The sequence below is a fragment of the Nocardia sp. NPDC050799 genome (assembly GCF_040654015.1).
In the GTDB taxonomy this organism is placed as follows: Bacteria; Actinomycetota; Actinomycetes; order Mycobacteriales; family Mycobacteriaceae; genus Nocardia.
In genome coordinates this window covers 176,334-202,471 of sequence record NZ_JBFAHF010000007.1, presented here as the reverse complement: position 1 = coordinate 202,471, position 26,138 = coordinate 176,334, and the positions used below count along the sequence as shown (strand labels likewise).

The 26,138-nt window shown below is 67.9% G+C and carries 16 protein-coding genes; 13 read left to right on the top strand and 3 right to left on the bottom strand.

Translation table 11 applies throughout. The features are described 5' to 3' along the window. Window positions 1-439: 439 nt before the first annotated feature. The 6 genes from AB0H42_RS10285 to AB0H42_RS10260 all read left to right on the top strand — a co-directional run bounded on the left by AB0H42_RS10285 (window position 440) and on the right by AB0H42_RS10260 (window position 12,151). Window positions 440-985, top strand: coding sequence for a DUF732 domain-containing protein (locus AB0H42_RS10285; RefSeq protein WP_357052734.1), 546 nt, complete (start codon window positions 440-442; stop codon window positions 983-985). A 6-nt stretch (window positions 986-991) separates the two neighbouring features. Further along, a complete protein-coding gene (locus AB0H42_RS10280) occupies window positions 992-1,984 on the top strand; it encodes a cutinase family protein (protein ID WP_357052731.1) in 993 nt (330 codons plus the stop codon). Window positions 1,985-2,153: 169 nt separating this feature from the next. Then, window positions 2,154-3,173, top strand: a complete 1,020-nt coding sequence (locus AB0H42_RS10275) for an LLM class F420-dependent oxidoreductase (protein ID WP_357052728.1) — start codon at window positions 2,154-2,156, stop codon at window positions 3,171-3,173. Window positions 3,174-3,360: 187 nt separating this feature from the next. Further along, window positions 3,361-5,271 carry a long-chain-fatty-acid--AMP ligase FadD32 gene (fadD32, locus tag AB0H42_RS10270; RefSeq protein ID WP_357052725.1) on the top strand — a complete coding sequence of 637 codons (1,911 nt, stop codon included), beginning with the start codon at window positions 3,361-3,363 and terminating at the stop codon, window positions 5,269-5,271. Between the two features lie 107 nt (window positions 5,272-5,378). After that, window positions 5,379-10,607: a polyketide synthase Pks13 gene (pks13, locus tag AB0H42_RS10265; RefSeq protein ID WP_357052722.1), complete on the top strand. Its 5,229-nt coding sequence runs from the start codon at window positions 5,379-5,381 to the stop codon at window positions 10,605-10,607. Further along, window positions 10,607-12,151 carry an acyl-CoA carboxylase subunit beta gene (locus tag AB0H42_RS10260; protein WP_357052719.1) on the top strand — a complete coding sequence of 515 codons (1,545 nt, stop codon included), beginning with the start codon at window positions 10,607-10,609 and terminating at the stop codon, window positions 12,149-12,151. The genes pks13 and AB0H42_RS10260 overlap by 1 nt, the downstream gene beginning before the upstream one ends. A gap of 59 nt (window positions 12,152-12,210) precedes the next feature. On the opposite strand, the gene AB0H42_RS10255 is transcribed toward AB0H42_RS10260, so the two are convergent. Continuing rightward, window positions 12,211-12,711, bottom strand: a complete 501-nt coding sequence (locus tag AB0H42_RS10255; RefSeq protein WP_357052716.1) for a peptidylprolyl isomerase — start codon at window positions 12,709-12,711, stop codon at window positions 12,211-12,213. A 217-nt stretch (window positions 12,712-12,928) separates the two neighbouring features. Here AB0H42_RS10255 and AB0H42_RS10250 point away from each other — a divergent pair, with 217 nt between their 5' ends. The 6 genes from AB0H42_RS10250 (at window position 12,929) to AB0H42_RS10225 (ending at window position 22,738) form a co-directional block, all read left to right on the top strand. Further along, window positions 12,929-16,222 (top strand): arabinosyltransferase domain-containing protein, encoded by a 3,294-nt coding sequence (locus AB0H42_RS10250; protein WP_357052862.1) that lies wholly within the window; start codon window positions 12,929-12,931, stop codon window positions 16,220-16,222. A gap of 80 nt (window positions 16,223-16,302) precedes the next feature. Next, window positions 16,303-16,527, top strand: a complete 225-nt coding sequence (locus AB0H42_RS10245; protein WP_357052713.1) for a type II toxin-antitoxin system VapB family antitoxin — start codon at window positions 16,303-16,305, stop codon at window positions 16,525-16,527. Beyond that, on the top strand, window positions 16,524-16,952 hold the full coding sequence (locus tag AB0H42_RS10240) for a PIN domain-containing protein (protein ID WP_357052710.1): 429 nt from the start codon (window positions 16,524-16,526) through the stop codon (window positions 16,950-16,952). Before AB0H42_RS10245 ends, AB0H42_RS10240 begins: the two co-directional genes overlap by 4 nt. Window positions 16,953-17,071: 119 nt before the next feature. Further along, window positions 17,072-19,072: a galactan 5-O-arabinofuranosyltransferase gene (locus tag AB0H42_RS10235; RefSeq protein ID WP_357052708.1), complete on the top strand. Its 2,001-nt coding sequence runs from the start codon at window positions 17,072-17,074 to the stop codon at window positions 19,070-19,072. A 154-nt stretch (window positions 19,073-19,226) separates the two neighbouring features. Further along, entirely contained in the window at window positions 19,227-22,454 is a 3,228-nt protein-coding gene (locus AB0H42_RS10230) for an arabinosyltransferase domain-containing protein (protein ID WP_357052705.1), read from the top strand. 122 nt (window positions 22,455-22,576) lie between these two features. After that, on the top strand, window positions 22,577-22,738 hold the full coding sequence (locus AB0H42_RS10225; RefSeq protein WP_169333235.1) for a hypothetical protein: 162 nt from the start codon (window positions 22,577-22,579) through the stop codon (window positions 22,736-22,738). A gap of 160 nt (window positions 22,739-22,898) precedes the next feature. On the opposite strand, the gene AB0H42_RS10220 is transcribed toward AB0H42_RS10225, so the two are convergent. Both AB0H42_RS10220 and AB0H42_RS10215 read right to left on the bottom strand, forming a co-directional pair. Continuing rightward, entirely contained in the window at window positions 22,899-23,678 is a 780-nt protein-coding gene (locus AB0H42_RS10220; protein WP_357052700.1) for a decaprenylphospho-beta-D-erythro-pentofuranosid-2-ulose 2-reductase, read from the bottom strand. Continuing rightward, on the bottom strand, window positions 23,675-25,150 hold the full coding sequence (locus tag AB0H42_RS10215; RefSeq protein WP_030524324.1) for an FAD-binding oxidoreductase: 1,476 nt from the start codon (window positions 25,148-25,150) through the stop codon (window positions 23,675-23,677). Before AB0H42_RS10215 ends, AB0H42_RS10220 begins: the two co-directional genes overlap by 4 nt. A gap of 559 nt (window positions 25,151-25,709) precedes the next feature. Here AB0H42_RS10215 and AB0H42_RS10210 point away from each other — a divergent pair. Then, window positions 25,710-26,099: a GtrA family protein gene (locus AB0H42_RS10210; protein WP_357052859.1), complete on the top strand. Its 390-nt coding sequence runs from the start codon at window positions 25,710-25,712 to the stop codon at window positions 26,097-26,099. Window positions 26,100-26,138 lie beyond the last annotated feature (39 nt).

Here is a 26,138-nt window from a genome sequence, read left to right as displayed (position 1 = left end):
CGCCTGTCCAGAGGTGTCCGGCGTCCATGGTCTTTAGCGCCTCACGCCCCCCACTACAGCGCCGCCCCTTGGCCGAGCAGGCGGCAGCGGCCCCTGTTCGCAGGGGTCCGCATGCCGACCTGAACATCGAATGCCAACGCAACCTGCATGCGTCGAGTTTTACGAGACACCTCGAAGGGTGGAGGCCCGTCTCGCCGTTTCGGCCTCGAAAGCGCATGAGCGAGTCTCGAGTCCCGAGGCCGAAACGGCGAGACCAAGGGGGCCTCAACCCCCGCGCGCCAGCGCGCAGAAAACACAGCTACTACCCTCGGGGGTCGCGGCCCGGGCCAACCCGCCGGGCCGGGACGCACACCCACCGTCAACCCAGTGGTTCGGCGGCCCCGACTAGAGCGGCCGTGAACCCGCGCGCATCCGTGCGCCGGAACACAGGATGGAATGTATGTATCGGACCCGAGGCCCACTGCTCGGAGTGGTGGCGGCGGTGGCGGCCGCCGGACTGCTCGCCGGCTGCGGCAACGACGACTCGACCGCGACCGGCACCCCGACGCTGTCGACTTCGGCCGGCACGACGTCCGCGAGTGCGGCCCCCGCACCCGCGAGCGAGAGCCAGGCCCCGGCCCCGGCACCGGAGGGCGAAACGCCCGCGCCCGAGCAGCCGGCCGCACCCGAGGCGCCGGCCGAGGAGCCGGAGCGTCCCGCCCCGGTGCCGCCGCAGGAAACCGACACCGGACATCTCGGCGCGAAGGAGCAGACCTTCGTCGACGAGCTGGCCAAGCAGGGTGTCACCCCGTCCTCCCCGGATATCGCGCTGAGTATCGGCAACTACGTCTGCCAGGGTGTGGCCGCCGGGACCTCCGATGCCGATATGGCGACGTTCGTGAACGCGATGGCCGGTTCGGATCCGTCGTTCGATCCCGCGAAGATGCCGGTGGAGCAGGCGGGTCAGATCTACATCAGCACCGCCAAAGCGCACTACTGCCAGTGATAGCCGATGAGTAGAGGACGTACCGGGTCCCGGCGGTCCCGGCCGAAGGGTTGTCTGACATTGCTCGCGGTGGGAGTCGTCGGGCTCGTCATCGTGATCCTGCTCTGGTATCTGCTGGCCGGCTGCCTGCGGGAACCCGGGCCGGGCCCGGGTCCCGAGCCGGGGCCCGGGGAGCCGACCAGTCAGCCCGCGAGCTGCCCGGATGTGCAGATGATCTCGGTGCCGGGCACCTGGGAGTCCAACAGCACCGACGATCCGTACAACCCGACGGCCAACCCGGCTTCGCTCATGCTCAATGTGAGCAACCCGGTCCGGGAACAGTTCCCGGAGGGCCGGGTCGACGTGTACACCGTCCCCTACATCGCGCAGTTCTCCAATCCGATCGCTATTCCGCCGGACGGTCAGGCCTCCTACAACGCCAGTCGCACCGAGGGCAGCCGGCGGACCTACGATTTCCTGACCCAGCGTCACCAGGAGTGCCCGCTCACCACCTATGTGCTGGCCGGGTTCTCGCAGGGCGCGGTGATCGTCGGTGATATCGCCGAACAGATCGGCAAGGGCAACGGTCCGGTACCCGCGGACCGGGTGCTCGGGGTCGCCCTGATCGCCGACGGGCGGCGGTCCGGTGAGACCGGTGACGGTCAGCCGATCCAGGTCGGCACCCCGCCGCCCGGGGTCGGCGCGGAGGTGGCGCTGGCCGGGTTGACCGTTCCCGGGATCACCATGACCGGCGTCCGCACGGAGGGTTTCGGTGAATTGGCCGACCGGGTGTACACGATCTGCGCGCCCGGCGACCTGATCTGCGACGCGCCCCGCAACGCGCTGAGTCCGGCCAATATTCTCGGCAGTATCGGGACCCTCGCGCAAGCCGTGGGCAACCCGGTACACAGCCTCTACCACAACTTCGTGGTTGACCCGGACGGCACGACGGCCACCCAGTGGGCGGCCGACTGGGCGGTCGGTCTGGTCGGCAGCGCGCCGTCTCCGCCGCACTCGTGATCCGCGGATACGGGGCAGACGCCGCCGTGGCGGCCGTCTTGTGACAATTCACCGCAGTCAGCGTGTTCCCCGCTGCCTGGCAGGCTGTAAAGTGCGCTGGTGATCGCGCATCCCGGGCCCTGCGCCGGCACGGGATGCGCAGACTTCCGATATCCAGGAGCATGAGTTCATGACAGAAGCCGCCGCACCGGTGGATGAGTTGAGCGCGCTGGGCACCCCGCTGCGTAAGTTCCGCTTCGCGGCCGCGGGTGAGGGAAACAAGCAGGAGGGCGGCGCCCGCAAGTTCATCCAGACGGCGCAGCAGGCCGAGGAGTACGGCTACGACACCTTCGTGGTGCCCGATCATCTCGGTGACCAGATCGGCCCGATCGCGGCCCTGGGTGCGCTCACCCAGGCCACCGACCGGATCCGCCTCGGTACCTCGGTGCTGGCCAACGGTTTTCGGCACCCCGTGGTGCTGGCCAAGGATCTGGCCACCATCGATGTGCTGTCGAAGGGCCGGCTCGAGGTGGGGATCGGGGCCGGCTGGAAGGCCGACGAGTTCGAGGCCGCCGGGCTGGACTACGACCGGCCCGGGGTGCGACTGGCCAAGCTCGACGAAACCCTGACCATTCTCGATACGCTGCTGCGCGGTCAGGAGTGCACCTTCGAGGGCAAGTACTACCAGGTGCACGGTGTCAAAGGGACCCCACGGCCGCGGCAGGGCCCGCGGCCGCCGCTGTGTACCGGAGGCGGCGGTCCCCGGATGCTGAAACTCGCCGCGAAGCACGCCGACATCATCTCGATCGTTCCGGTCACCACGCCGAACGGTAAAGGTCTGCTCTCGGGGATCACCCTCGACAAGACCATCGAGAAGGTGAACCTGATCAAGGAGGCCGCCGGGGACCGGTTCGAGCAGATCGAGCTGAACTGGGCGATCACCGCCATCGTCATCACCGACGACCGGGAGAAGACCGCCGAGATGGCGCTGTCGGCCATCGAGCGTGGGTTGCATCCCGACCTGGAAGTCGACGTGAAGCTCTCGGTCGAGGAGATCTTGAGTTCGCCGTATGTGGCGATCGGCACGTTCGAGGAGATCGCCGACCAGATGCGCCGTGTGCGGCAGCTCACCGGTATGTCCTATGTGGGGATATTCCCTACCCAGATGGACGCATTCGCGCCGGTGATTCCCTTGCTCCGGGAGGAGTGAGAAGCTCGTCTCTGTAACATGTCTCTGGTTTGAGAACATCTAGCCGATAGCGGTCACCGCGCAGACCGCACCCAGAACCCGCAGGGTCGGTTCTCGAATGGAGAGCACCCGCGGCGAAAGCGAGTCGGGGCCACACAGTGAATAACGGTAATCGTGCCGTTGCCGCGTGCGCCTCGGAGGAGAAGGAATGGACGAGACTTTCGACGACTACCTGGACGAGAACGGGAACATCACCATTCCCGATGATCGCACCCTGGTCGACCACGTCGAGAAGCACACCCGTAACGACGCGAACACCTTGGCGTACCGCTACATCGACTACTCGCGCGAGCGCGATGGCGAGGTACACGAGCTGACGTGGCAACAATTCGGGGTCCGGCTGCGCGCGGTGGCCGGTCGCCTGCAGCAGGTCACCAGTCCCGGTGACCGAGTGGCGGTCCTCGCGCCGCAGGGGCTCGACTATGTGATCTCATTCTTTGCCGCCATCTACGCGGGCACGATCGCGGTGCCGCTGTTCGATCCGGACGAACCGGGTCATACCGACCGGCTACACGCGGTACTGGGTGACTGTAAACCGTCGGCCATTCTCACCGCCGGTTCGGCGGCGGCCGGCGTGCGCCAGTTCTTCCGGGGGCTGCCCGCCGCGCAGCGGCCGCGCATCATCGCCGTGGACGCGATTCCGGACAGTGTCGGTGACAGCTGGGCGCGCCCCGATATCGCGGTGGACGATATCGCCTACCTGCAGTACACCTCGGGTTCCACCCGGACCCCCGCCGGTGTGGAGATCACCCACCGCGCCGTGGGCACCAACCTGCTGCAGATGGTCGACGCCATCAACCTCGACTGGAACTCCCGCGGCGTCACCTGGCTGCCGCTGTTCCACGATATGGGTCTGCTGACGGTGATCCTGCCGGCCGTGGGCGGCAAGTTCATCACCATCATGTCGCCGGCGTCGTTCGTGCGGCGGCCGTACCGGTGGATCAAGGAACTGGCCGCCGCCTCCGACGGTGCGGGCACCTTCGCCGCCGCCCCGAACTTCGCCTTCGAGCACGCTGCCGTGCGCGGTCTGCCCAAGAACGGTGAATCGCTGGACCTGTCCAATGTGATCGGCCTGATCAACGGCAGCGAACCGGTGACCACCTCGTCGATGAAGAAGTTCAACGACGCGTTCGCGCCCTACGGGCTGCCGAAGACGGCCATCAAACCGTGCTACGGCATGGCCGAGGCCACCCTGTTCGTCTCGGCGACCAAGGCCGAGGACGAGGCCAAGGTCACCTATGTGGACCGCATTGAGCTCAATGCCGGGCGCATGGTGCGGGTCGAGCAGGGCACCGAAAACGCGATCGCGCAGGTGAGCTGCGGCTATGTGGCGAAATCCCAGTGGGCGGTGATCGTCGATCCGGAATCGGTCGAAGGTGACGCCCGGGAGCAGCCGGACGGCCACGTGGGCGAGATCTGGCTGCACGGCAACAACATGGGCATCGGGTACTGGGGCCGGGCGGCCGAGACCGCGGCGACTTTTCAGAACAAGATCGTCACCCCGCTGGCCGAGGGCAGCCACGCCGCGGGCACCACGCCCGACGCGCACTGGATGCGGACCGGCGATTACGGCGTGTACTTCGACGGCGAGCTCTACATCACCGGCCGGGTCAAGGACCTGGTGATCGTGGACGGGCGTAATCACTACCCGCAGGACCTGGAGTTCTCCGCGCAGGAGGCCAGCAATGCGCTGCGGCCCGGGTTCGTCGCGGCGTTCTCGGTACCGGCCAACCAGCTGCCGGCCGAGGTGTTCGCCCAGGGCAGCCATTCGGGTCTGAATTTCGACGCCGACGACGCCTCCGAGCAGCTGGTGATCGTGGCCGAGCGCGGTCCGGGCGCGGGTAAGGCGGATCCGCTGCCGATCGCCGACGCGGTACGTGCCTCGATCTCCCAGCGCCACGGTGTGACGGTGCGGGACCTGCTTCTGGTACCGGCGGGTTCCATCCCGCGTACGTCCAGCGGCAAGATCGCCCGGCGGGCCTGCAAGGCCGCGTATGTCGAGGGCACCCTGCGGGGCGGTTACACCCAGCAGGCGTTCCCGGACGCGCCCGAGGAATAGGCCGACAACGAGTCGGGTCGCGGCCTCGAGTGAGCGAAGCGCCCATCCACCACAGCGATGCAAGGCTGCTGCCGGGCACCGCGTAAAGACAGGTAGCTTGAGGACTGATGGCTGAGAACGAGGGCATGTCGCCGGAGACGACCGAGAACCTTTCCACCGAGGAGGGCCGCGCCGCCGGAGCCGGCGACGCGTCCTCGGCGGGCGTTACCACGCCGGGCACCGATCTCACGGTTGCCGAGCTGCGGGAATGGTTGCGGCGCTGGGTCGCCGAGGCCACCGGGCAGTCGGTCGACAGGATCACGGTGGACCGTCCGATGGAAGAGTTCGGGCTGGCTTCCCGGGACGCGCTCGCGCTGGGTGGTGAGATCGAGGAACTCACCGGTGTGGTGTTGAACGCGACCGTGGTGTACCAGCACCCGACCATCGCCTCGCTGGCCGATGTCATCGTCAACGGTCCGCCGGAGATCACCGCCGAGGCCACCGACGACCAGTTCTACACCGCCGGGTACGCACCGGGAGACGCGCACGATATCGCCATCGTGGGCCTCTCGACCCGGCTGCCCGGCGCGGGCGACACCCCGGAGTCGACTTGGGAATTCCTGATCAACGGCGGTGACGCCATTCGCGATCTGCCCGAGGGCCGGTGGGCGGAGTTCCTGAGCGAACCGCAGCTGGCGCAGGCCGTGGCCGAGGGCAATACTCGCGGCGGCTATCTGGACCAGGACGTCGTCACCGGATTCGACGCCGAGTTCTTCGCCATGTCGCCGGTGGAGGTCGAGCGGATCGACCCGCAGCAGCGGCTCATCATGGAACTCACCTGGGAGGCGCTCGAGCACGCCCGGATCCCGGCCAGTGACCTGCGCGGTGAGTCGGTCGGTGTGTATATCGGTACATCCACCACCGACTTCCAGTTGGTCGCCGCGATGAGTCTGGGGGAGACCGATCCGAACGTCCCGGCTTCGGCGGAGGCCTACAAGATCACCGGCAGTGCCAGCAGCATCATCGCCAACCGCGTTTCCTACTTCTACGATTTCCGCGGTCCTTCGGTCGCGGTGGATACCGCTTGCTCCTCGACCCTGGTCGCGGTGCACCAGGCTGTGCAGGCGCTGCGCGCCGGTGACGCCGACGTCGCGCTGGCCGGCGGGGTGAACATGCTGCTCATGCCGATGGCCACGCTCGGTTTCGACAAGATCGGCGCGGTGGCGAAGGACGGTCGGATCAAGGCCTTCTCTTCCGACGCGGACGGGATGGTCCGCTCCGAGGGTGCCGGGCTGGTAGTGCTCAAACGGCTCGCCGACGCCGAACGCGACGGCGACAACATCCTCGCGGTGGTCAAGGGTTCCGCGGTGAACAGCGACGGCCGGTCCAACGGGCTTCTCGCGCCGAACCCCGACGCCCAGGCCGATGTACTGCGCCGCGCCTACCGTGACGCCGGTATCGTGCCCTCCACCGTCGACTACATCGAGGCCCACGGCACCGGCACCCTGGTCGGCGACCCGCTCGAGGCCCAGGCGCTGGGCCAGGTGGTCGGTGCCGGTCGCGCCGCCGACGCACCCGTGCTGCTGGGTTCGGCGAAAACCAATTTCGGCCATCTGGAATCCGGCGCGGGCGCGGCGAGCTTGGCGAAGGTACTCCTGGCGTTCCAGCACGATGTGCTGCCCGCCACCATCAACTACGCGGGCCCGAACCCCTACATCCCGTTCGAGCAGGCCCGGTTGAAGGTCGTCGACGAGCCGACCCCGTTCCCGCGCTACAGCGGCACCGCCACGGTCGGTATCTCCGGTTTCGGTTTCGGCGGAACCAACGCGCACGTGGTGGTGCAGGAGTACGTGCCCGCCGCGCCGGTCGAGGTCTCCGAGCCCTTCGTACCGGACGCGGACAGCGACACGCTGGACGTGGCGAGCACCGATGTGGTCGCCGAGGCCGCGGCGGTCGCCGCCGACGCCGCTCCCGAGCCCGAGTGGTCGGCCGACCGCGCCGAGCCGTTGCCGGTGATCCTGGCCGTATCCGCCTATCTGCCCTCACGCCGCCGTAGCGCCGCCGCGGATCTGGCCGACTGGCTGGAAACCGAAGCGGGACAGCGGACTCCGCTGGTGGACGTGGCCCGGTCGCTGGCTCGGCGCAGTCACTGGCGCTCCCGCGGTGTGGTGCTGGCGAAGGACCACGCCGCGGCCGTGGCCGGCCTGCGGGCGATCGCCGCCGGTAAACCCGGCCCGGGCGTTTTCACCGCCGATGCTCCGGCCGCGCAGGGACCCATGTGGGTGATGGCCGGGTTCGGCGCCCAGCACCGGAAGATGGGCAAACAGCTCTACCAGGAGAACGCGATCTTCCGGCGCACCGTCGACGAGGTCGACGAACTCGTGCAGGACGAGGCCGGGTACTCGGTGCGCGAGATGATCCTCGACGACGGCCAGGACTACGACGTGGGCACCTCCCAGGTCGGTATCTTCACCATCCAGCTCGGTCTGGCCGCGCTGCTGCGGGCGCACGGCGCGGAACCCGCCGCCGTGGTCGGGCACTCGATGGGTGAGGTGGCCGGCGCCTACATCTCCGGCGGGCTGCCGCTGGAGGACGCGGTGCGCGTCATCTGCGCGCGGTCGCGGTTGATGGGCGAGGGTGAGCAGATGCTCTCCGACGCCGATGTGCGCAATATGGCACTGGTCGAGATGAGCGCCGACGAGGTCGCCGCACTGCTGCCGGAATTCCCCGATGTCGAGGTCGCGGTGTACGCCGCGCCGACCAATACGGTGATCGGTGGCCCGGTCGACCAGGTCTCGGCGATCGTCGGCCGGGTGGAGGAAGCGGGTAAGTTCGCCCGCGTCCTGCAGACGAAGGGCGCGGGGCACACCTCCCAGATGGACCCGTTGCTGGGCGAACTGGCCGCCGAACTGGCCGGGATCGAGCCTACGAGATTGAAGGTCGGCCTGTACTCCACGGTCGACAAGGAGCAGTACTACGTGCCCGGCCACGACCCGGTGCACACCGAGGACTACTGGGTGAAGAACATGCGGCACAGCGTGTACTTCACCAACGCGGTGCGACTCGCGGTCGATTCCGGGATCACCACGTTCCTGGAGCTGGCGCCGAACTCGGTGGCGCTGATGCAGGTGCTGGGCACCACCTTCGCCGCCGGGCTCCCTGACGCGCAGCTGATTCCCACGCTCAAGCGCAAGGAAGACGAATCGGCCGGTGTCATCGCCGCGCTGGCGCAGCTGTACGTACACGGCCATGCTGTGGACCTGGGTTCACTGGTATCGGCCGGACCGTACGCCGATATCCCGCGTACCGCGTTCGTACGGAAACCGTACTGGCCCAAGATAAGCGGTTTCTCGGCCGGTGGGAACGCCCGGGTACCGGGCGCGTCGGTCGCGCTGCCGGACGGCCGGCACGTCTGGGAGGTCCGGGCCGCATCGGTCGACGATCTGCCCACGCTGGTGCGTTCGGCCGCGACGCAGGTACTCGCGGACGTGAACCCGGGCGCCAGTATCGCGCACGCGCCGCTGCCCGCCACCGGCACGCTCGTCACGACGCTGACCCCGCATCCGGGTGGCGCGTCCATCCAGGTCCATGCCCGCGACGGTGCGCAGTTCCGGCTGCTGTTCGACGCGGTGGTCACCTCGGGTGCCGCGCTGCCGGTGCCTGCCGAACCGACCCCGGCCGCGCCCGTGCGCACCGAACCCGAGGTCGTCGAGGTCGTCGACACCTCCGGTTTCGGCGACCGCTGGATTCCGGACAGCGGCCAGACGGTCGAGGAGCGGCTGGCGCTGATCGTCGCCGAATCCATGGGTTACGCGGTCGAGGATCTGCCGATGGAGATCCCGCTCATGGAACTCGGGCTGGACTCCCTGATGGCCATGCGGATCAAGAACCGCGTCGAATACGAATTCGATATCCCGCAGCTGCAGGTCTCCGCGGTTCGGGACGCCAGCCTGCACGAGGTCGGCAAGGTGCTCCGCTACGCGATCGAGCACCGCGACGAGGTCCAGGCGCTGGCCGACCAGCAGGCCGGCGGGGAATCGGGCGCGCTGAGCGTGGACGACGACTTCGTGACCGCCGCCAAGGCCGCGATGGAGGCCGGGGAGGACCCGGTCGCCGCGCTGAACCAGGGGACGGGCGCCGCAGCGAAAGCGCCGGCAGCGAGCGAGCCGGCGCCGGCTGCCCCGGCGTCTCCCGCCGCGCCGAAGGCTGAACCGGCCGCGGGCGCCGCGCTGTTCGGGGGCGGGGCCGCAGGGTCGGACCAGGACAACGTTCCGCCACGTGACGGTGCCGAACGCCTCACCTACGCGGCCTGGGCCACCATCACCGGCGAATCGGCCGGAGGGATTTTCAACACCCTGCCGATCCTGGACGAGGACACCGCCGAGAAGCTCGCCGCCCGGCTCACCGAGCGGGTCGGCGCTGAGGTCACCCTCGACGATGTGTTGGATTCGGAGACCATCGAACAGCTCGCAGATGTGGTTCGCACCCTGCAGGAAAGCGGTGCCGATGTCGACGGTTTCGTCCGCCCCATCCGGGCGCGAGGCGAGAATTCCAATGCGGTCCCGGTGTTCGTCTTCCATCCCGCCGGCGGGAACACCCTGGTCTACGAGCCCTTGCTGAAGCGGCTGCCCGAGGGGACGCCGATGTACGGCTTCGAGCGGGTCGACGGTGCGATCGAGGAACGGGCCCGGGAGTACGTACCCGAACTGCGCAAGCTGCAGGGCGAGGGACCCTACGTTCTCTACGGCTGGTCGCTGGGCGCGGTCCTGGCGATGGCGGTGGCGCAGATCCTGCGTGCCGAGGGCGCCGATGTGCGCCTGGTGGGCCTGATCGACCTCGCCATCCCCGCCGAGCCGGAGGACAACAGCCCGCAGGAGCGGTTGGAGCGCATGCGGCGCTACCAGGCGTTCGCCAAGAAGACCTTCAATGTCGCCGGTGAGCTCGACGACGACCAGCTCCGGGAACTGGCCGACTCCTCCGAGGAGGAGCAGTTCAAGATGATCACCGACCTGATCAAGATGACCGGGGCGAAGATCCCGGGTGGAGTGCTCGAACACCAGAAGACCTCGTGGATCGAGAACCGCGCGCTGCAGCGGGTTCAGCCGACGCACTACGAGGGCGATGTGGTGCTCTATCTGGCCGACCGTTACCACGACGGCGCGATCGAACTCGAACCCCGCTACGCCGACCGACTGCCCAACGGCGGCTGGGACGAGTACCTGCCCAACCTGGAGATCGTGCACATCCCCGGTGACCACCTCCAGATCATCGATGAACCGAGGATCGGCCGAATTGGTACGGACCTGACCGCTAAACTCGACCGGATCACCTCGAGCGCGGCCGGGAAAGGGAGCTAGTGAGCACGACTGCCGAGAAACTCGCCGATCTGCGTAAGCGGCTGGAGCTGGCGCAGGAACCGGCGGGGGAGGCCGCTGTCGCGAAACGGGCGCGCAAGGGGATCCCCAGCGCTCGTGACCGGATCAAGATGTTGCTCGATCCGGGTTCGTTCGTGGAGATCGGTGCTCTGGTCCGGCGCCCGGGTGATCCGGACGCGCTCTACGGCGACGGTGTGGTCACCGGCCACGGCCTGGTCGACGGCCGCCCGGTCGCGGTGTTCTCGCACGACCAAACCGTGTACGGCGGTTCGGTCGGCGAGATGTTCGGCCGCAAGGTGGCCGCGGTGATGGAGTACGCGGCCAAGGTGGGTTGCCCGCTGGTCGGTATCAACGACTCCGGCGGTGCCCGGGTGCAGGAGGCGGTGTCCTCGCTGGCCTGGTATGCCGAGCTGGCGACCCGGCAGGAGCTGCTGTCGGGAATGGTGCCGACCATTTCGCTGATCCTCGGCAAATGTGCCGGTGGCGCGGTGTACTCGCCGATCAATACCGATGTCGTGGTCGCCACCGAGGCGGCGTACATGTTCGTCACCGGTCCCAAGGTGATCCGTGAGGTCACCGGTGAGGACGTGAGCCTGGAAGAGCTGGGCGGGGCGCACAGCCAGGCCCAGTACGGCAATATCCATCATGTCGCCAAGGACGAGCAGGCGGCTTTCGAATGGGTTCGGGAATACCTGTCGTACATGCCGACCAGCTGCCAGGAGAAGCCGCCGATCGTGAACCCCGGCCTCGAACCGGAGATCACCGATTCGGACCGGGAACTGAACTCGCTGGTGCCGGATTCGGATAATTCCGGTTACGACATGCACGAGGTGCTGCTGCGTATCTTCGACGACGGCCACTTCCACGAATACGGCGCCGAAGCCGGTCGCAATATCATCACCGGATTCGCCCGGGTGGACGGCCGCAGCGTCGGCGTGGTGGCCAACCAGCCGATGGTCTACGCGGGCGCCCTCGACGCCCGGGCCTCGGACAAGGCCTCGCATTTCGTCCGGCTCTGCGACGCCTACGAGATCCCGCTGGTCTTCGTGGTCGACACCCCGGGCTTCCTGCCCGGCGTGGAACAGGAGAAGGTCGGCGTGATCAAACGCGGCGGCCGGTTCCTGTTCGCCTTTGTGGAGGCCACCGTGCCGAAGGTGACCGTGGTGATCCGCAAGTCCTACGGCGGCGGCTACGCGGTGATGGGCTCCAAACAGCTGGGCGCCGATATCAATTTGGCCTGGCCCACCGCTCGGATCGCGGTGATGGGTGCGGAGAGCGCGGTCGGTCTCATCGGGGCGGCACAGATCGCGGCCGCGCCCGAGGAGCAGAAAGCGGCCGTACGCCAGCAGATGATCGACTTCTACAACGCCACCATGGCCACGCCGTGGGTGGCGGCCGAACGCGGATTCATCGACTCGGTGATCGAACCGGCCCAGACCCGGCTGGAACTACGGCGGGCGCTCCATCTGCTGCGGGACAAGACCGTGATCCGCAACCCGCGTAAACATCACCTGCTGCCGCTGTAGCCGGTTCCGGTCCGGGTTGTTCCGATGGAACAACCCGACCCGTCACATACCGATTCTGATCAGCCGGTGATGGCCGCGGATTCGATGACCACGTTGTCCACCGGGACGTCCTGGTGCATGCCCTGCGACGAGGTGGACACGCCGGCGATCTTGTCGACCACGTCGGTGCCGTCGGTGACCTCGCCGAAGACGGCGTAGCCCCAGCCCTGGCCCGCCGGCTGGGTGTGGTTGAGGAACTCGTTGTCGGCGACGTTGATGAAGAACTGCGCGGTCGCCGAGTGTGGATCGTTGGTACGCGCCATGGCGACCGTGTACTTCTTGTTCTTGAGGCCGTTGGCCGCCTCGTTCTGGATGGGCGCCTGCGTGGGCTTCTGCTGCATCTGGCCGTCGAAACCACCGCCCTGGATCATGAAGCCCGGGATAACGCGATGGAAGATCGTGCCGTCGTAATGTCCCGACTTGACGTATTCGACGAAGTTACGGACGGTGTCCGGCGCCTTCGCCTCGTCCAGCTGGAGGCCGATGGTTCCGTAGTTCGTCTCGAGATTCACCTTGGTCATGCCCCTACCTTTCCATTACCGCCGCTGGACCCCACGCTTAAGGGGGTGTTTCCCGGCAGATTGTGCCAGCCGCCCGTCTTTACCCCACTCGGGTGGTTTGTATGCCCCGGATGCCCTGTGTGTTTTCGTTCGGATCGAGTACGCGCCGGGGCACCACCGGGCCTCGCGCGGCGTGCCCAAGTAGCATGCCAGCGTGCCAGAAGTCGCCACCGCAGTATTGACGAAGACGCCACCGGAGCCGGAGCCGAAGGTCGCGTCGAAGGATTTCCGGATCGCGCGTCTCGTCGCGATCATCACCGGTGTGCTGGGGGCGCTGTTCGCGATCGCGACGCCCTTTCTGCCCGTCACCCAGACCACGGCGACGCTGAGCTGGCCGCAGCACGACAGTCTGGCCAATGTGCAGGCGCCGCTCATGTCGCAGGTGCCGATCGACCTCACCGCGACCATTCCGTGCGCGGCGGTGAACCAGCTGCCTCCACAGGGCGGCATGCTGCTGGCCACCGCACCCCCGCAAGGTGACCGCGCGGCGCTGGAGGCGCTGTTCGTCCGGGTTTCGGAGACCTCGGTGGACGTGGTGGACCGTAACGCGGTCGTGGCGAGCGCCGACCGGGCGGAGATGGCCAACTGCTCGGCCATCACCATCCGTTCCGACATCGAGGCCACCAGCGCGGCCTTCGTCGGGCTCACCACCGAGACCGGCGAGCCCAACGCGGGCCGGCTGGCCGGTGATCTGCGTCCGCAGATGGTCGGTGTGTTCACCGATATGACCGGCGGTATCCCGGCCGGGCTGAGCCTGGAGTCCACGATCGACACCCGGTTCAGCTCCAGCCCCACTTGGATCAAACTCGCCGCGATCGTGGCCGCGGTGCTGTGCACGGTGCTGTCGCTGGTGGCCTTGGCGCGACTGGACACCAGTGACGGGCGCGGCCACCGGCGTTTCCTGCCGGCGCACTGGCTGAAGCCCACCCTCGCCGACGGCGGCGTCGTCGGCACGCTGCTGATCTGGCACTTCCTCGGCGCCAACACCTCCGATGACGGCTACATCCTGAGCATGGTCCGGGTGGCGCCGGACGCGGGCTATATGGCCAACTACTTCCGCTGGTACGGCGTGCCCGAGGCGCCGTTCGGCTGGTACTACTACGTGATCCAGCTGTTCGCCGAGGTCTCCACGGCCAGCCCGTGGGTGCGCCTGCCCGCGCTGGGGTGCGGAATCCTGTGCTGGATGGTGATCAGTCGCGAGGTGGTGCCGCGGCTCGGCAACGGCCTACGCGGCGCGCGGGGGCGCGCCTGGTTCGGCAGCGTCCCACTGTGGACCGGCGGTCTGGTCTTCCTGGCGTTCTGGCTGCCCTACGACAACGGTCTGCGGTCGGAGCCCATCGTCGCCCTCGGCGCACTGCTCACCTGGGTCTCCATCGAGCGAGCCATCGCGACCTCCCGGTTGCTACCGGCCGCGGTGGCGGTGGTGGTCGCGGCGTTCACGCTCGCCGCCGCGCCGACCGGCCTGATGTGTGTGGCCGCGCTGCTGGCCGGTATCCGGCCCATCACCCGCGTCATCGTGCGCCGGCACCGGGAGCACGGCACGGTCGCGCTGCTGGCGCCGCTGGCCGCGGCCGGGTTCCTGGTGCTCACCGTGGTCTACGGCGACCAGACCTTCGCCGGTATCCAGGAGGCGAACCGGGTCCGGCAGCTGGCCGGACCGAACCTGGCCTGGTACGAGGACTACCTGCGGTACTACTACCTGTTCGTCGAGACCGTCGACGGGTCGCTGTCGCGCCGCTTCGCCTTCCTGGTCATGCTGCTGTGCCTGTTCACCACCATGCTGGTGCTGCTGCGCCGGCGCCGGGTGCCGGGTGTCGCCGCCGCACCGACCTGGCGATTGATGGGTGTGGTGTTCGGGACGATCTTCTTCATGATGTTCAACCCGACCAAGTGGACCCACCACTTCGGCGCCTACGCCGGTATCGCGGGTTCGCTGGCCGCGGTGACCGCCGTCGCGGTCTCGGCCTCGGCGTTGCGGGCGCGCAAGAACCGGGCGATCTTCCTGGCCGGGTTGCTGTTCACGCTGGCGCTGGCGTTCTCCGGCATCAACGGCTACTGGTACGTGTCCAGTTACGGGGTGCCCTGGTTCGACAAGCGGGTGGTGCTGGCCGGTATCTCCTCCAACACCGTGATGCTGGTGCTGTTCGCGGCGGCCCTGCTGCTCGTCGGCTGGCACACCCTGCGGGAGGGTTACGCCAAACCACCGAACTCCACCCGCACCGCCCGCGGCCGCCGGGTTCGTAAGTTCGCGGCGATCCCGCTCACGCTGGTGGCTGCGGCCATGGTGCTGTTCGAGGTGCTCTCCCTGGCCAAGGGCGCCTACTCGCAGTACCCGGGGTATTCGCTGGCCCGCGGCAATATCGACGCGCTGGCCGGGCAGAGCTGCGGTCTGGCCAACGATGTCCTGGTCGAATCGAACGCGAACGCCGGGCGGCTGAATCCGATCATCGACCCGGCGCATCCGCCCACCAACCCGAACGATCCGCTGGCCGGGGTCGACCCGGTCGGCTTCGCTCCCAACGGCGTTCCCGACGATTTGTCCGCTGACGCGGTCGAGGTGAAACCGGGTACCGGCAACACCTCCAATCAATCGGTGGGCGCCGCGTTCGCCGAGGGCCAGAACGCCGGTACCGGCGGCGGTCAGGGCGCGCAGGGTGTGAACGGCAGCACCGTGGCCCTGCCCTTCGGCCTGGACCCCGCCGCCACCCCCATCCTGGGCAGCTACCAGGAGGGTGTGCAGCAGCCCGCGTTCGTCTCGTCGAGCTGGTACGAACTGCCCGAACGCTCACCCGACCATCCGCTGGTGGTCATTACCGCGGCCGGGCGCATCCTGTCCTACGACGACACCGGTGCCATGCAGTATGGCCAGTCGCTGACCGTCGATTACGGCAAACGGCAGCCGGATGGTTCGGTCACCCACCTCGGTACCTACCTGCCGCGCGATATCGGCCCCTTCCCGTCCTGGCGCAATCTGCGGGTGCCGCTGGACGAGATCGCCCCCGAGGCCGACGCCGTCCGGGTCGTCGCCAACGATCCGATCCTGATCGGCGACCAGTGGCTGGCGTTCACCCCGCCGCGGGTGCCGAAACTGGAATCCGCCAACGACTACCTCGGCTCGCAGCAGCCGATCCTGCTCGACTGGGCGGTCGGCCTGCAGTTCCCGTGCCAGCGCCCGTTCCGGCACGTGAACGGGGTCGCCGAGGTACCGGGGTTCCGCATCCTGCCGGACCGCCCGCTCGCGGTGAGCTCCACCAACACCTGGCAGGCCCAGGAGTTCGGTGGTCCGCTCGGGTTCTCCCAGATGCTGGCGAAGTCGACCACGATCCCCACTTATCTGAAGAATGACTGGGGCCGGGACTGGGGCACGCTGGAACGCTACGACCAGTACTACGACGCGGTACCGGCGCAGCTGGCGACGGGGACCGAGACCCGCAACGGGTTGTGGGATCCGGGCAAGCTGCGGGTTTTCTGATCCTTGACGACTGTGGCGACCGGGCACCGGAATGTACAATTTCTGGTGTCCGGTCGCCGTATTTTGTACAGGAGGTCCTCATGTCGCTAACCCACATCGAGATCGACGATGAGGAGCTGGAGACCGCCAAAAAACTGGGTGGGCACAAGACCAAGACAGCGGCGGTCGCCGAAGCATTGCGGCAGTACAACCAACGCATGAGTCGCGCGGCCGCTGTCGACTACTACTTCGAACTAGCGCAGGACTGGGATATCGAAGGGGCTGAAGCCGCCCATACGGCAGAGAAGAGGGCATTCCGCCGGTGACCGGCTACCTTGTCGACTCCTCGGCGCTGTGGCGCATCCTTCGGGACCGCACGGTCCTGGACCGGTGGCGGGAAACTCTTGCCAACGGCGAGTTTCGTTCTTGCTACCCGCAACGCAGCGAATTCTTGACCTCGGCGCGAAATCTGAAGGAGTATTCGGACTTCTGCCGAATGTTCGACACCCTGTACCGAGATGCCACAGTTCCGAAGGGGGCCGGCCAGTGGATCGGGAAGGTCCAGTACTTCGCGGCCGAGCGAGGCAGTCACCAATGCTTGTCGGCAGTGGACCTGCAAGTGTGTGCTACCGCGGCGCATCACGGTCTGGTGGTCGTGCACGATGATTCGGACTTTGTCACCGCGACCAGGCTCTCGGGCGAACTCCGGCAGATCAATGTGCACGAAGGGCCATTCGATTCCGGCTCCTGACGTTCCGCTCGCAGACGCCGTAGATGTCGGCGGTTCGTGTGGACGCCGGTCACCGGGAACCCTGCACTAGGCTGACCGACGCCCAGTAGGTGGATCGGGAGCCGGAGGTAAGTACGCCGATGACGACGAGTCGCGGCGCGCGGTTGGTGCGTCAGGTCGGGGCCGGAGTCGGCGAAGCGGTGCTCGCGACGGTGGTCGCGGTGGTGGTGGTCGCCGTCGGGCTGGTCGCGTTCTCCCTGGTGGAGTGGCCCGCGTTCAACTCCTCCAATGTCGTGCGGGCGCTGACCACTGTCGGTCAGGTGGGCGCCGCGGCGCTCATCGCGGGTTCGATCGCCCTACTGCGACTGCGGCGTTCGCGATGGCCGGCGAAACTGCTGTCCTGGGCCGGTGTCTCGGCGTTCGTCACCGTCACCCTGGGGATGCCGCTGGCGGCCACCAAGCTGTATCTGTTCGGTATCTCGGTGGACCAGGAGTTCCGGACCGAGTACCTGACCCGGCTCACCGACAGCGCCGCATTGCGCGATATGACCTACGCCGATCTGCCGCCGTTCTATCCGGCCGGCTGGTTCTGGGTCGGCGGCCGGGTGGCGAATGTGCTTGGGATGGACGGCTGGGAGGTGTTCAAGCCGTACGCCATCGGATCGATCGCGGTGGCCGCGGTGGTGTCGCTGGTGCTGTGGACCCAGCTGATCCGGGCGGATTGGGCGGTAGGGGTCACCAGCGCGGTGACGGCCGTGGCAGTCACCTATGCCGCGCCGGAGGCCTACGGCGCGGTGATCGCGATTCTGCTGCCGCCGGTGCTGGTGATGGCCTGGGGCGCGCTGTATCGCCCCGCCGAGATCACCGGCCGGACCGCGGACGCGGGGGAGGAGCGCACCGCGGGCGGCTGGGGCGCGGTGCTGGGCACCGGGCTGTTCCTGGGGCTCGCGGCCGCCTGCTACACCCTGTACTTCGCCTTCGCGGTGTTCACCGTCGTACTCATGGCGGTGGTCGCGGCGGGGCTCGGCCTGCGGTTGCGCTACGCGGCCCGGACCCCGCGCCGGGTGGCGGTCCACACCGGGGAATCGCATGCGCCGGTCGGTAGCGCCGGACGGGCTGTCGGCGCCCCGCTGCTGCGGTTGATCGTGATGGGCGTGATCGCCGCACTGATCGCGCTACCGGTGTTCCTGCCGTTCCTGGCCCGGATGCTGGAGCGGCCGAAATTCCAGTCCGGCGGCGCGTTCCACTATCTGCCCGAGGCCGGGTCCGAACTGCCGTTTCCCATGGCGCATTTCTCGCTGCTCGGCGCGCTGTGCCTGATCGGAACCATCTGGCTGGTGATGCGCGCGAGTTCTTCGCGCCGCGCCCAGTCGCTCGGCCTCGGCGTGGTCGCGGTGTACCTGTGGTCGCTGCTGTCGATGCTGGCCACCGCGGCCGGGTCCACGCTGCTGTCGTTCCGGCTGGAACCGGTGCTGCTGGTCCTGCTGGCGGCCGCGGGCGGGTTCGGTTTCGTGGAGGGGGCGCGGGCGGTATACCAGGCGCTCAACGAACCGGCACGGTTCCGCTGGGTGGCCATCGTGCTGGCGACGGTAGGCGCGCTCGCCTACTGCCAGGACATTCCCCACGTCCTGGCCCCCGAGATCACCACCGCCTACACCGATACCGACGGGGACGGCCGGCGCGCCGACCAGCGTGACCCGTCGGCGGTCCGGCACTACCACAACATCGACGACGCGCTGCGGGCCCGGACCGGCCGCGAACCCTCGGAAACGGTGTTGCTCACCGGCGACACCACCTTCCTCGCCTACTATCCGTACTTCGGTTTCCAGGGCATGACCTCGCACTACGCCAATCCACTGGCCGATTACGCGGATCGGTCCGCGGCGATCGAGCAGTGGAGCGAAGAGAACACACCGGACGAACTTCTCGACGCGCTGGCCGCGGTGCCGTGGCGCGCGCCCGACGCGTTCCTGTTCCGTCGCAGTGGCGACGAGTACACCCTGCGAATGGCCGCCGATGTGTACCCGAACGACCCGAATGTCCGTCGCTACACCGTCGCGTTCCCGGCGAAACTGTTCGACGACCCGCGTTTCACCGTGACCGATATCGGCCCGTTCACCCTGGTCGTCGTGAACCGCTGAGCGAAACCGCCGGCCGCCGGCCACCCGGTTGCCGCCGGGTCCGGCCGGGCGTCCTTCCGCCGCCGAGCCGGCCGCGCGTGGTCTGCGGGTGAGCTCCGCTCAGCAGCGCCTATTAGAGTCGAGCCCCGTGCGACCGGACCGATCTCCTCGAGCGTTGAACCGTATCCGCCTGCTGGCTCTGGTATCCGGGCTACTCGGGTTCGTACTGGCCGTCGCGGCGCCGCTGCTGCCGGTGCGCCAGGACCGAACCGCCCTGGACTGGCCGCAGGCCGGCGCCGCGAGCGTGGAGGCGCCGCTGGTGAGTTATCAGCCGCTGCGGCTGGACCTCACCGTGCCGTGTACGGTGCTGAACACCGCCGAGGGCACGGTGGTGGAGACGGTGCCCGACGGTTCGGGCCAGTCGTCGGCGCGCGGGCTACGGGTCACGGTGACCGGCGACACCCTGTCGGTGGTGCTGCGCGATGTGCCGCTGCTGTCCGCCGAGCGCGCCGAACTGGGCGGCTGCCAGGCCCTGACCGTCACCTCGTCGGCCGCCGTGACCACCGCGGAACTGACCGGTACCACCCGGGCCGACGGAACACCGTTCCGTGCTCAGGTGGACCGGGATATCCGTCCGCAGCTGGTCGGAGTGTTCACCGACCTGCCGCAGGGGCAGCTCGGTGGTATCCGGTTGCACGCCGATATCGACTCGCGTTTCACCTCGTCCCCGACTCCGCTCAAGCTGGCCGCGATTGTCGGCGCGGTGGTGTTCACGGTGCTCGCCCTGATCGCGTTGCATCTACTCGACACCACCGACGGCCGCCGCGCCCGCCGTTTCCTGCCCGCGCACTGGTGGCGTTTCCGGCTCGCCGACGGCGCGGTGCTCGGTGTACTCGTCGGCTGGCACATCATCGGGGCCAACACCTCCGACGACGGCTACATCCTGAACATGGCCCGCGTCTCGGACAAAGCCGGCTATCTGGCGAACTACTACCGCTGGTTCGGGGTGCCGGAAGCGCCGTTCGGCTGGTCCTATGAGGTGCTGGCCTGGATGACGCGGGTCTCGGAGTCGAGCCCGTGGATGCGGCTGCCCACGCTGCTGGCCGGAATCGTGTGCTGGCTGGTGATCAGCCGGGAGGTGCTGCCCCGGCTGGGTGCGCGGGTACGCGGCAATCAGATAGTCCTGTGGACCGCGGGCCTGGTGTTCCTGGCGTTCTGGCTGCCCTACGACAACGGTCTGCGCCCGGAACCGCTGATCGCGGCCGGTGCACTGCTCACCTGGTGTTCGATCGAACGCGCGATCGCCACCGCGCGGCTGCTACCCGCCGCGATCGCGATACTCATCGCGGCCTTCTCGCTGGCCGCCGGACCCACCGGGCTCATCTGCATCGCCGCGCTGATCGCCGGTTCCCGGCCGGTACTGCAGATCATCATCGCGCGTGCCCGGGGCGGCGCGTCCCGGGCGCAGGCGCTGTGGCGGTACGCGAGTCTCATTGTGCCGGGCCTGGCCGCCGGAACCCTGGTGCTGGTGGTGATCTTCGCCGATCAGACCCTGTCCACGGTGCTGGAGGCCACTCGCGTCCGTACCGCGGTCGGACCGAATGTGGCCTGGTTCGACGAACGCACCCGCTGGGATTCGCTGCTCATGCTCTCCCCGGACGGTTCGCTGGCGCGGCGGTTCGGGGTCCTGCTCATGCTGCTCTGCCTGCTGGTGTGCGTCCTGCAGGTGCTGCGCAAGGGCCGGATCCCCGGGACCTCGCGCGGCCCGTCGGTGCGGATCCTGGGCATCGTGTTCGCCTCGCTGCTGCTGATGATGTTCACACCCACCAAATGGACCCATCACTTCGGCGTCTACGCGGGCCTGGCGGGTTCGCTGGCCGCGCTGGCCGCTGTCGCGGTGGGCACCAACGGTATCCGGGCACCGCGCAATCGCGCGCTGTTCGCCGCCGCCGTGCTGTTCCTGCTGGCGGTCACGTTCACCGGCTCCAACGGCTGGTGGTACGTGTCCAGTTACGGTGTGCCGTGGTGGGACAAGGCGCCGGTGCTCGCCGGTAAGGGTCTGTCCACCCTGTTCCTCGGCCTCGCCGTGCTCGCGCTGCTGGTGGCGTTGTGGCTGCACTATCGCGCGCCCTACCGCGGCGGGCTGCCGGCCCGGCCGGCCCGGTACGCGTCGGCACCGCTCACGGTGGCCGCGGCATTGCTGGTGCTCTTCGAGATCGCGTCGCTGACCAAGGCGGCCGTCGGGCAGTACCCGGCCTACTCCGTCGCCAAATCGAATGTTCGCGCGCTGGCCGGTGATCCGTGCGGGCTGGCCGACGATGTGCTGGTGGAGACGAACACCACCGATTCCCTGTTGCTCCCGTACGAGGGCAACCCCGCCGACGGCCTGATCTCCACCGACCCCGAGGCGCAGACCGTCGGATTCACCCCGGCCGGGGTGGCCGAGGATCTGACCGCCGACGCCGAGGAAACCACCTCCGGTGGTGCGAATTCCGTCGAATCCGATACCGAGAACAAGACCACCGACACCACCGGTGCCGGGACCGGTGGCGGCACGTCCGTGCAGGCCGGGATCAACGGTTCCACGGTGGCGCTGCCGTTCGGTCTCGACCCGGCCCGCACCCCGGTGCTCGGCAGCTACCGGACCGGCGACCAACAGCAGGCGAAGCTCACCACCGGCTGGTACCGCCTGGATCTCACCGACGAGATGCGGGCGGATCCGGCCTACCGGGTGCTCGCCCTGACCGCCGCGGGCCGGATCGCCTCGGTGGACGCCGACGGCGTGCGCACCTACGGCCAGGACCTCACGGTGGAGTACGGGACGCGCCGGGCCGACGGCACCATGACGGTGCTCGGATCGGTGACACCGCTGGATATCGGCCCCAACCCGTCCTGGCGCAATCTGCGCGTACCCCTGGACCAGCTGCCCCGGGAAGCGAACGCGGTCCGTCTGGTGGCCGTCGACAACGACATCACCGCACGGCAGTGGCTGGCCATCACGCCGCCGCGGCTGCCGCGGCTGGCCACCCTGGATTCCGTTGTGGGACATGCCGACCCGGTGCTGCTGGACTGGCATGTCGGGCTGGCCTTCGGTTGCCAGCGGCCGTTCGACCACAGCCACGGCGTCGCGGAGGTGCCGCGCTGGCGGATCCTGCCCGACCGCGTCGGTTCCGACGCCTCGAACGCCTGGCAGGACCATATCGGTGGCGGCCCGCTCGGCTGGACCGAGCTACTGCTGGAAGCCGATTCGGTGGCGACCTATCTATCCGACGACTGGGCCCGGGACTGGGGTTCGCTGGAGCGTTTCACCCCGTACCGGCCCGACGCCGTACCGGCCGAAACGACCGTCACCGAGGCGGATCGGGGCGGTATGAGCACCGACGATCCGATCAAAGTGAGTTGAACGAGGTTGCGCTACATCGAGACTCGTCTATCAAGTGTTGTGGCTCACATATCGGTTTATTTCCACGTGAGGGAATTGCCGAATGGATGACGAACGGCAGCACGGCCCGTAGGCTTGTTCGCATGACTTCGGCCTTCGACGATATGGAACTGCGCGATCTCGTCGGCTTGCTCACCGATGAGGAGCAAAAAGAACTACGACCGTCGGTACTGCGCGTCCTCGGGCGCCTGCCGTCCCAGGAGGTGCTGCGCCGCGAGCTGGGCCAGCGAATGACACGCGTGTGACAGCGGCAGCGGCCATCGCATGCGGTGGCCCGCCGGAAGTACCGATTACGACGAGGGCCGTCGCACACCGGATCGGTGCGCGACGGCCCTCGAACATCATGCGAGTGAGACTGCTCACCGTCCCTGCCCGCTGAATGCGGGCAGGCCGATGCGGGCAGGGTTAGACGGGGAGCCTGCGGAAGATCGCCCGCGGGATATGGCGCAGGATCATCATCACGTACCGGAACGCGCCCGGTGCCCAGATGAGCTCCTTACCCTTCTCCGAGGCGTCCACCGCCAGCGCGGCGACCTCTTCCTTGTCGACCGTGAACGGCGCCTCTTTGGCGCCGGTGGCCTTCCAGTGCTCGATCGTGGTGGTGGTGCGCACCTGACCGGGGCGGATCACCAGCACCCTGGGACCGTGCGGGCGCAGCGCCTCGCCGAGGCCCAGATAGAAACCGTCCAGCCCGGCCTTGGTGGAGCCGTAGACGAAGTTGGAGCGGCGCACCCGCTCGCCGGCCGCCGAGGACATGGCGATGATCCGGCCGAAGCCCTGCGCCTTCATCTTCTCGCCGGTCAGCACGCCGACCGAGACCGCGGCGGTGTAGTTGATCTGCGCGATCTGTACCGCTTTGCGCTGGTCCTGCCACAATTCCTCGGCATTGCCGAGCAGTCCGAACGCGACGATCGCGACATCGACGTCCCCATCGGCAAAGGCCTGGTCGACGACCTTCGGATGGCTGTCGGTGTCGAGCGCATCGAAATCGATCACATCGACCTGGCTCGCACCCGCGGCCTTGGTCTGCGCTACCGCGGTATCACGCAGCGGATCGCCCGGCAGGGTGGCCAGGATCACCCGGGCCGGTCCCTTCTTCAGGTATTCCGCAACGATCGCGAGGCCGATTTCCGAGGTCCCGCCGAACAGCAGAATGGACTGCGGATTGCCTACCGCGTTGATCACTGAAGCTCCAGCCTTCTCGCCATATCGGACATGAAAACGCCTGTGGGGTCGACGCTGCGGCGGACCTTGATCCACTCGTCGATCCGGGGATACATCTGATGGAAGTTCTCGGCGGTCGTGCGCGAGTCCTTACCGGTGTAGAGCCGTCCGCCGAATTCCAGTACCCGGCGGTCCAGTTCGGTGACGAAGTCGTTGAGACCGGGCGCGATCGGGAAGTCCAGGCAGACGTTCCAGCCCGGCATGGGGAAACTCAGCGGCGCCTGGTTGCCCTCGCCGAAGTACTTGAACACGTTCAGGAACGAATAGTGCCCGCTCGCCTGGATGTCGATGAGGATCTGCTTGAACTCCTCGACCGCCTCCGGCGGCACCACGAACTGGTACTGCAGGAAGCCGCGCGACCCGTAGGCCCGGTTCCATTCGCCGAGCATATCGAGGGGGTGGTAGAAAGCCGTCAGATTCTGCGGCTTCTGCCGGTAGGTGGCGCCCTTGCGGTACCAGATCTCGGTGGCGAGGGTGAACGTCTTGTTGTTGAGCAGACCGTTGGGGAACACATCGGGGAACGTCAAGAACGTCTTCCCGGTGAAGCCCAGCGGGTTCTTGCGCAGCTTCTTCGGCAGCTGGTCCAGCTTGGCCAGCGAACCCCGCGAGATCACCGCCCGGCCCAGTTTGGGCATCGGACTGAGCGCGTCGAACCAGGCCGAACTGTACTCGTAGTTGTCCTCGGAGCCGTCGCTGTGGAACGCGATGGTTTCGTCGAGGCCGGAGGTCACATCGCCGTCGGCGATGAAGTACGCGGTCTCGGTCGGCGTCATCTCGATGGTGGCGCGCAGGATGATGCCGGTGAGACCGCAGCCGCCGATGGTGGCCCAGAACAGCTTGGCGTTCTTCTTGGGGCCGATGGTCTGTACTTCGCCGTCCGCGGTGAGCAGCTGGATGGACCGCACATGGTTACCGAAGCTGCCCGCGCTGTGATGGTTCTTACCGTGGATATCGGAGCCGATGGCGCCGCCGACGGTGACCTGCCGGGTGCCCGGCAGTACGGGAACCCACAGGCCGAACGGGAGCGCGGCCTTCATCAGCTGGTCGAGCGTGACACCGCCGTCGACATCCACCAGCCGGGTGTCCTGGTCGATGCGATGGATCCGGTTCAAAGCGGTCATATCGATGACCAGCCCGCCCGCGTTCTGCGCATTGTCGCCGTAGGAGCGGCCGAGCCCGCGGGCGATCACACCGCGCCGCAGATGCTCTGGTTTGCCGTCGTTGTCCTCGGCGACCACGGCGACCGCGCGGGCGATGAGTTCGGGGTCGCTCGTCGAGAGCACTTCGGCGGTGGTGGCCGCCGTACGGGCCCACCCGGTGAGCGTCCGGGTTCGCGTGGGTAGCGTGAACCCCGTACCGGCGCTAACTGGATCGCCGGCCGGCGGGGTCTCGGTACCGGACGCCTGAGTCGAGGTCGGAGCTTTCGTGGACATCGGCTTAGAGGCTACAGGCTGTGTTCGATTGCGGCGCCTTCGGCGCCGCGGGGTCGGGGCCCTGTGACCCCGGTTCTTCACTCCGCCGCTCAGTCGCCGCGCTCCTTCACTCCGTCGCTCCAGAACCGGGGGCGGGCCCCGACCATAGAGGTGGACCATCCGGAGTAGATGGAAGGTGTGCGGACCCGCGCCTCGATCAGCCCGGGTGAGTTCGCGACTTCGGTGAGTGCTCGATGGTCGCCCTCGACCACGGATGTGGACCATCCGCAGAAGATGGAAGGTGTGCGCGGACTGCGCCTCGATCAGCCTGGGTAGGTTCACGTCTCTGTAAGTGCTCAATGGTCGCCGGTCTATGGACGGCCAACCGCACACCACACCCCACCCGCGGGCCCACGGGCGCCTCCGCACAAGTACATTTCCGTCGGTGGGCCCTGAAAGCAACGCAGTGAGCCGGAGTCCCCGGGTGACGCCGGGCGGCACCGGGGATGTTTCCGTCTCGGCCGAGGAGCCGGCCGTCGCCGGGCGCGAGCCGGACGAGGCCGGTTCCGGGAGCGCGCAGATCGGTCTGGTGACCCAGCTGGTGCGGTTCGCCGTCACCGGGGCGCTGTCGGCCGTGGTCGACTTCGGGCTCTATGTGCTGCTGCTCGAGGTGGCGGGGCTGCCGGTGAACCCGGCCAAGGCGATCGGTTTCATCGCCGGCACCACGACCGCTTATCTGATCAACCGCCGCTGGACCTTCAACGCGGCCCCGAGCCGGGCCCGTTTCATCGCGGTGGTGATCCTCTACGCGCTGACCTTCTGCGTCCAGGTGGGCATCAACTGGGTCTTGTACCACGCCTTCGACGAGGGGCTGTGGTGGCGCGTCCCGCTGGCCTATGTGATCGCGCAGGGCACGGCCACGGTGATCAACTTCGTGGTCCAGCGCCTGGTCATCTTCCGTATCCGCTAGTTCCTCCGCACATAGCGATGAGCCCCGGTCGTCGAAAGA

Bases quoted from the DNA above. Each gene is read 5' to 3' on its own strand.
- AB0H42_RS10275 (WP_357052728.1), top strand. From the start codon at position 2,154: ATGACAGAAGCCGCCGCACCGGTGGATGAGTTGAGCGCGCTGGGCACC.
- AB0H42_RS10255 (WP_357052716.1), bottom strand. From the start codon at position 12,711: ATGACCAAGGTGAATCTCGAGACGAACTACGGAACCATCGGCCTCCAG.
- pks13 (WP_357052722.1), top strand. From the start codon at position 5,379: ATGGCTGAGAACGAGGGCATGTCGCCGGAGACGACCGAGAACCTTTCC.
- fadD32 (WP_357052725.1), top strand. From the start codon at position 3,361: ATGGACGAGACTTTCGACGACTACCTGGACGAGAACGGGAACATCACC.
- AB0H42_RS10280 (WP_357052731.1), top strand. From the start codon at position 992: ATGAGTAGAGGACGTACCGGGTCCCGGCGGTCCCGGCCGAAGGGTTGT.
- AB0H42_RS10215 (WP_030524324.1), bottom strand. From the start codon at position 25,150: ATGTCCACGAAAGCTCCGACCTCGACTCAGGCGTCCGGTACCGAGACC.
- AB0H42_RS10285 (WP_357052734.1), top strand. From the start codon at position 440: ATGTATCGGACCCGAGGCCCACTGCTCGGAGTGGTGGCGGCGGTGGCG.
- AB0H42_RS10245 (WP_357052713.1), top strand. From the start codon at position 16,303: ATGTCGCTAACCCACATCGAGATCGACGATGAGGAGCTGGAGACCGCC.
- AB0H42_RS10225 (WP_169333235.1), top strand. From the start codon at position 22,577: ATGACTTCGGCCTTCGACGATATGGAACTGCGCGATCTCGTCGGCTTG.
- AB0H42_RS10235 (WP_357052708.1), top strand. From the start codon at position 17,072: ATGACGACGAGTCGCGGCGCGCGGTTGGTGCGTCAGGTCGGGGCCGGA.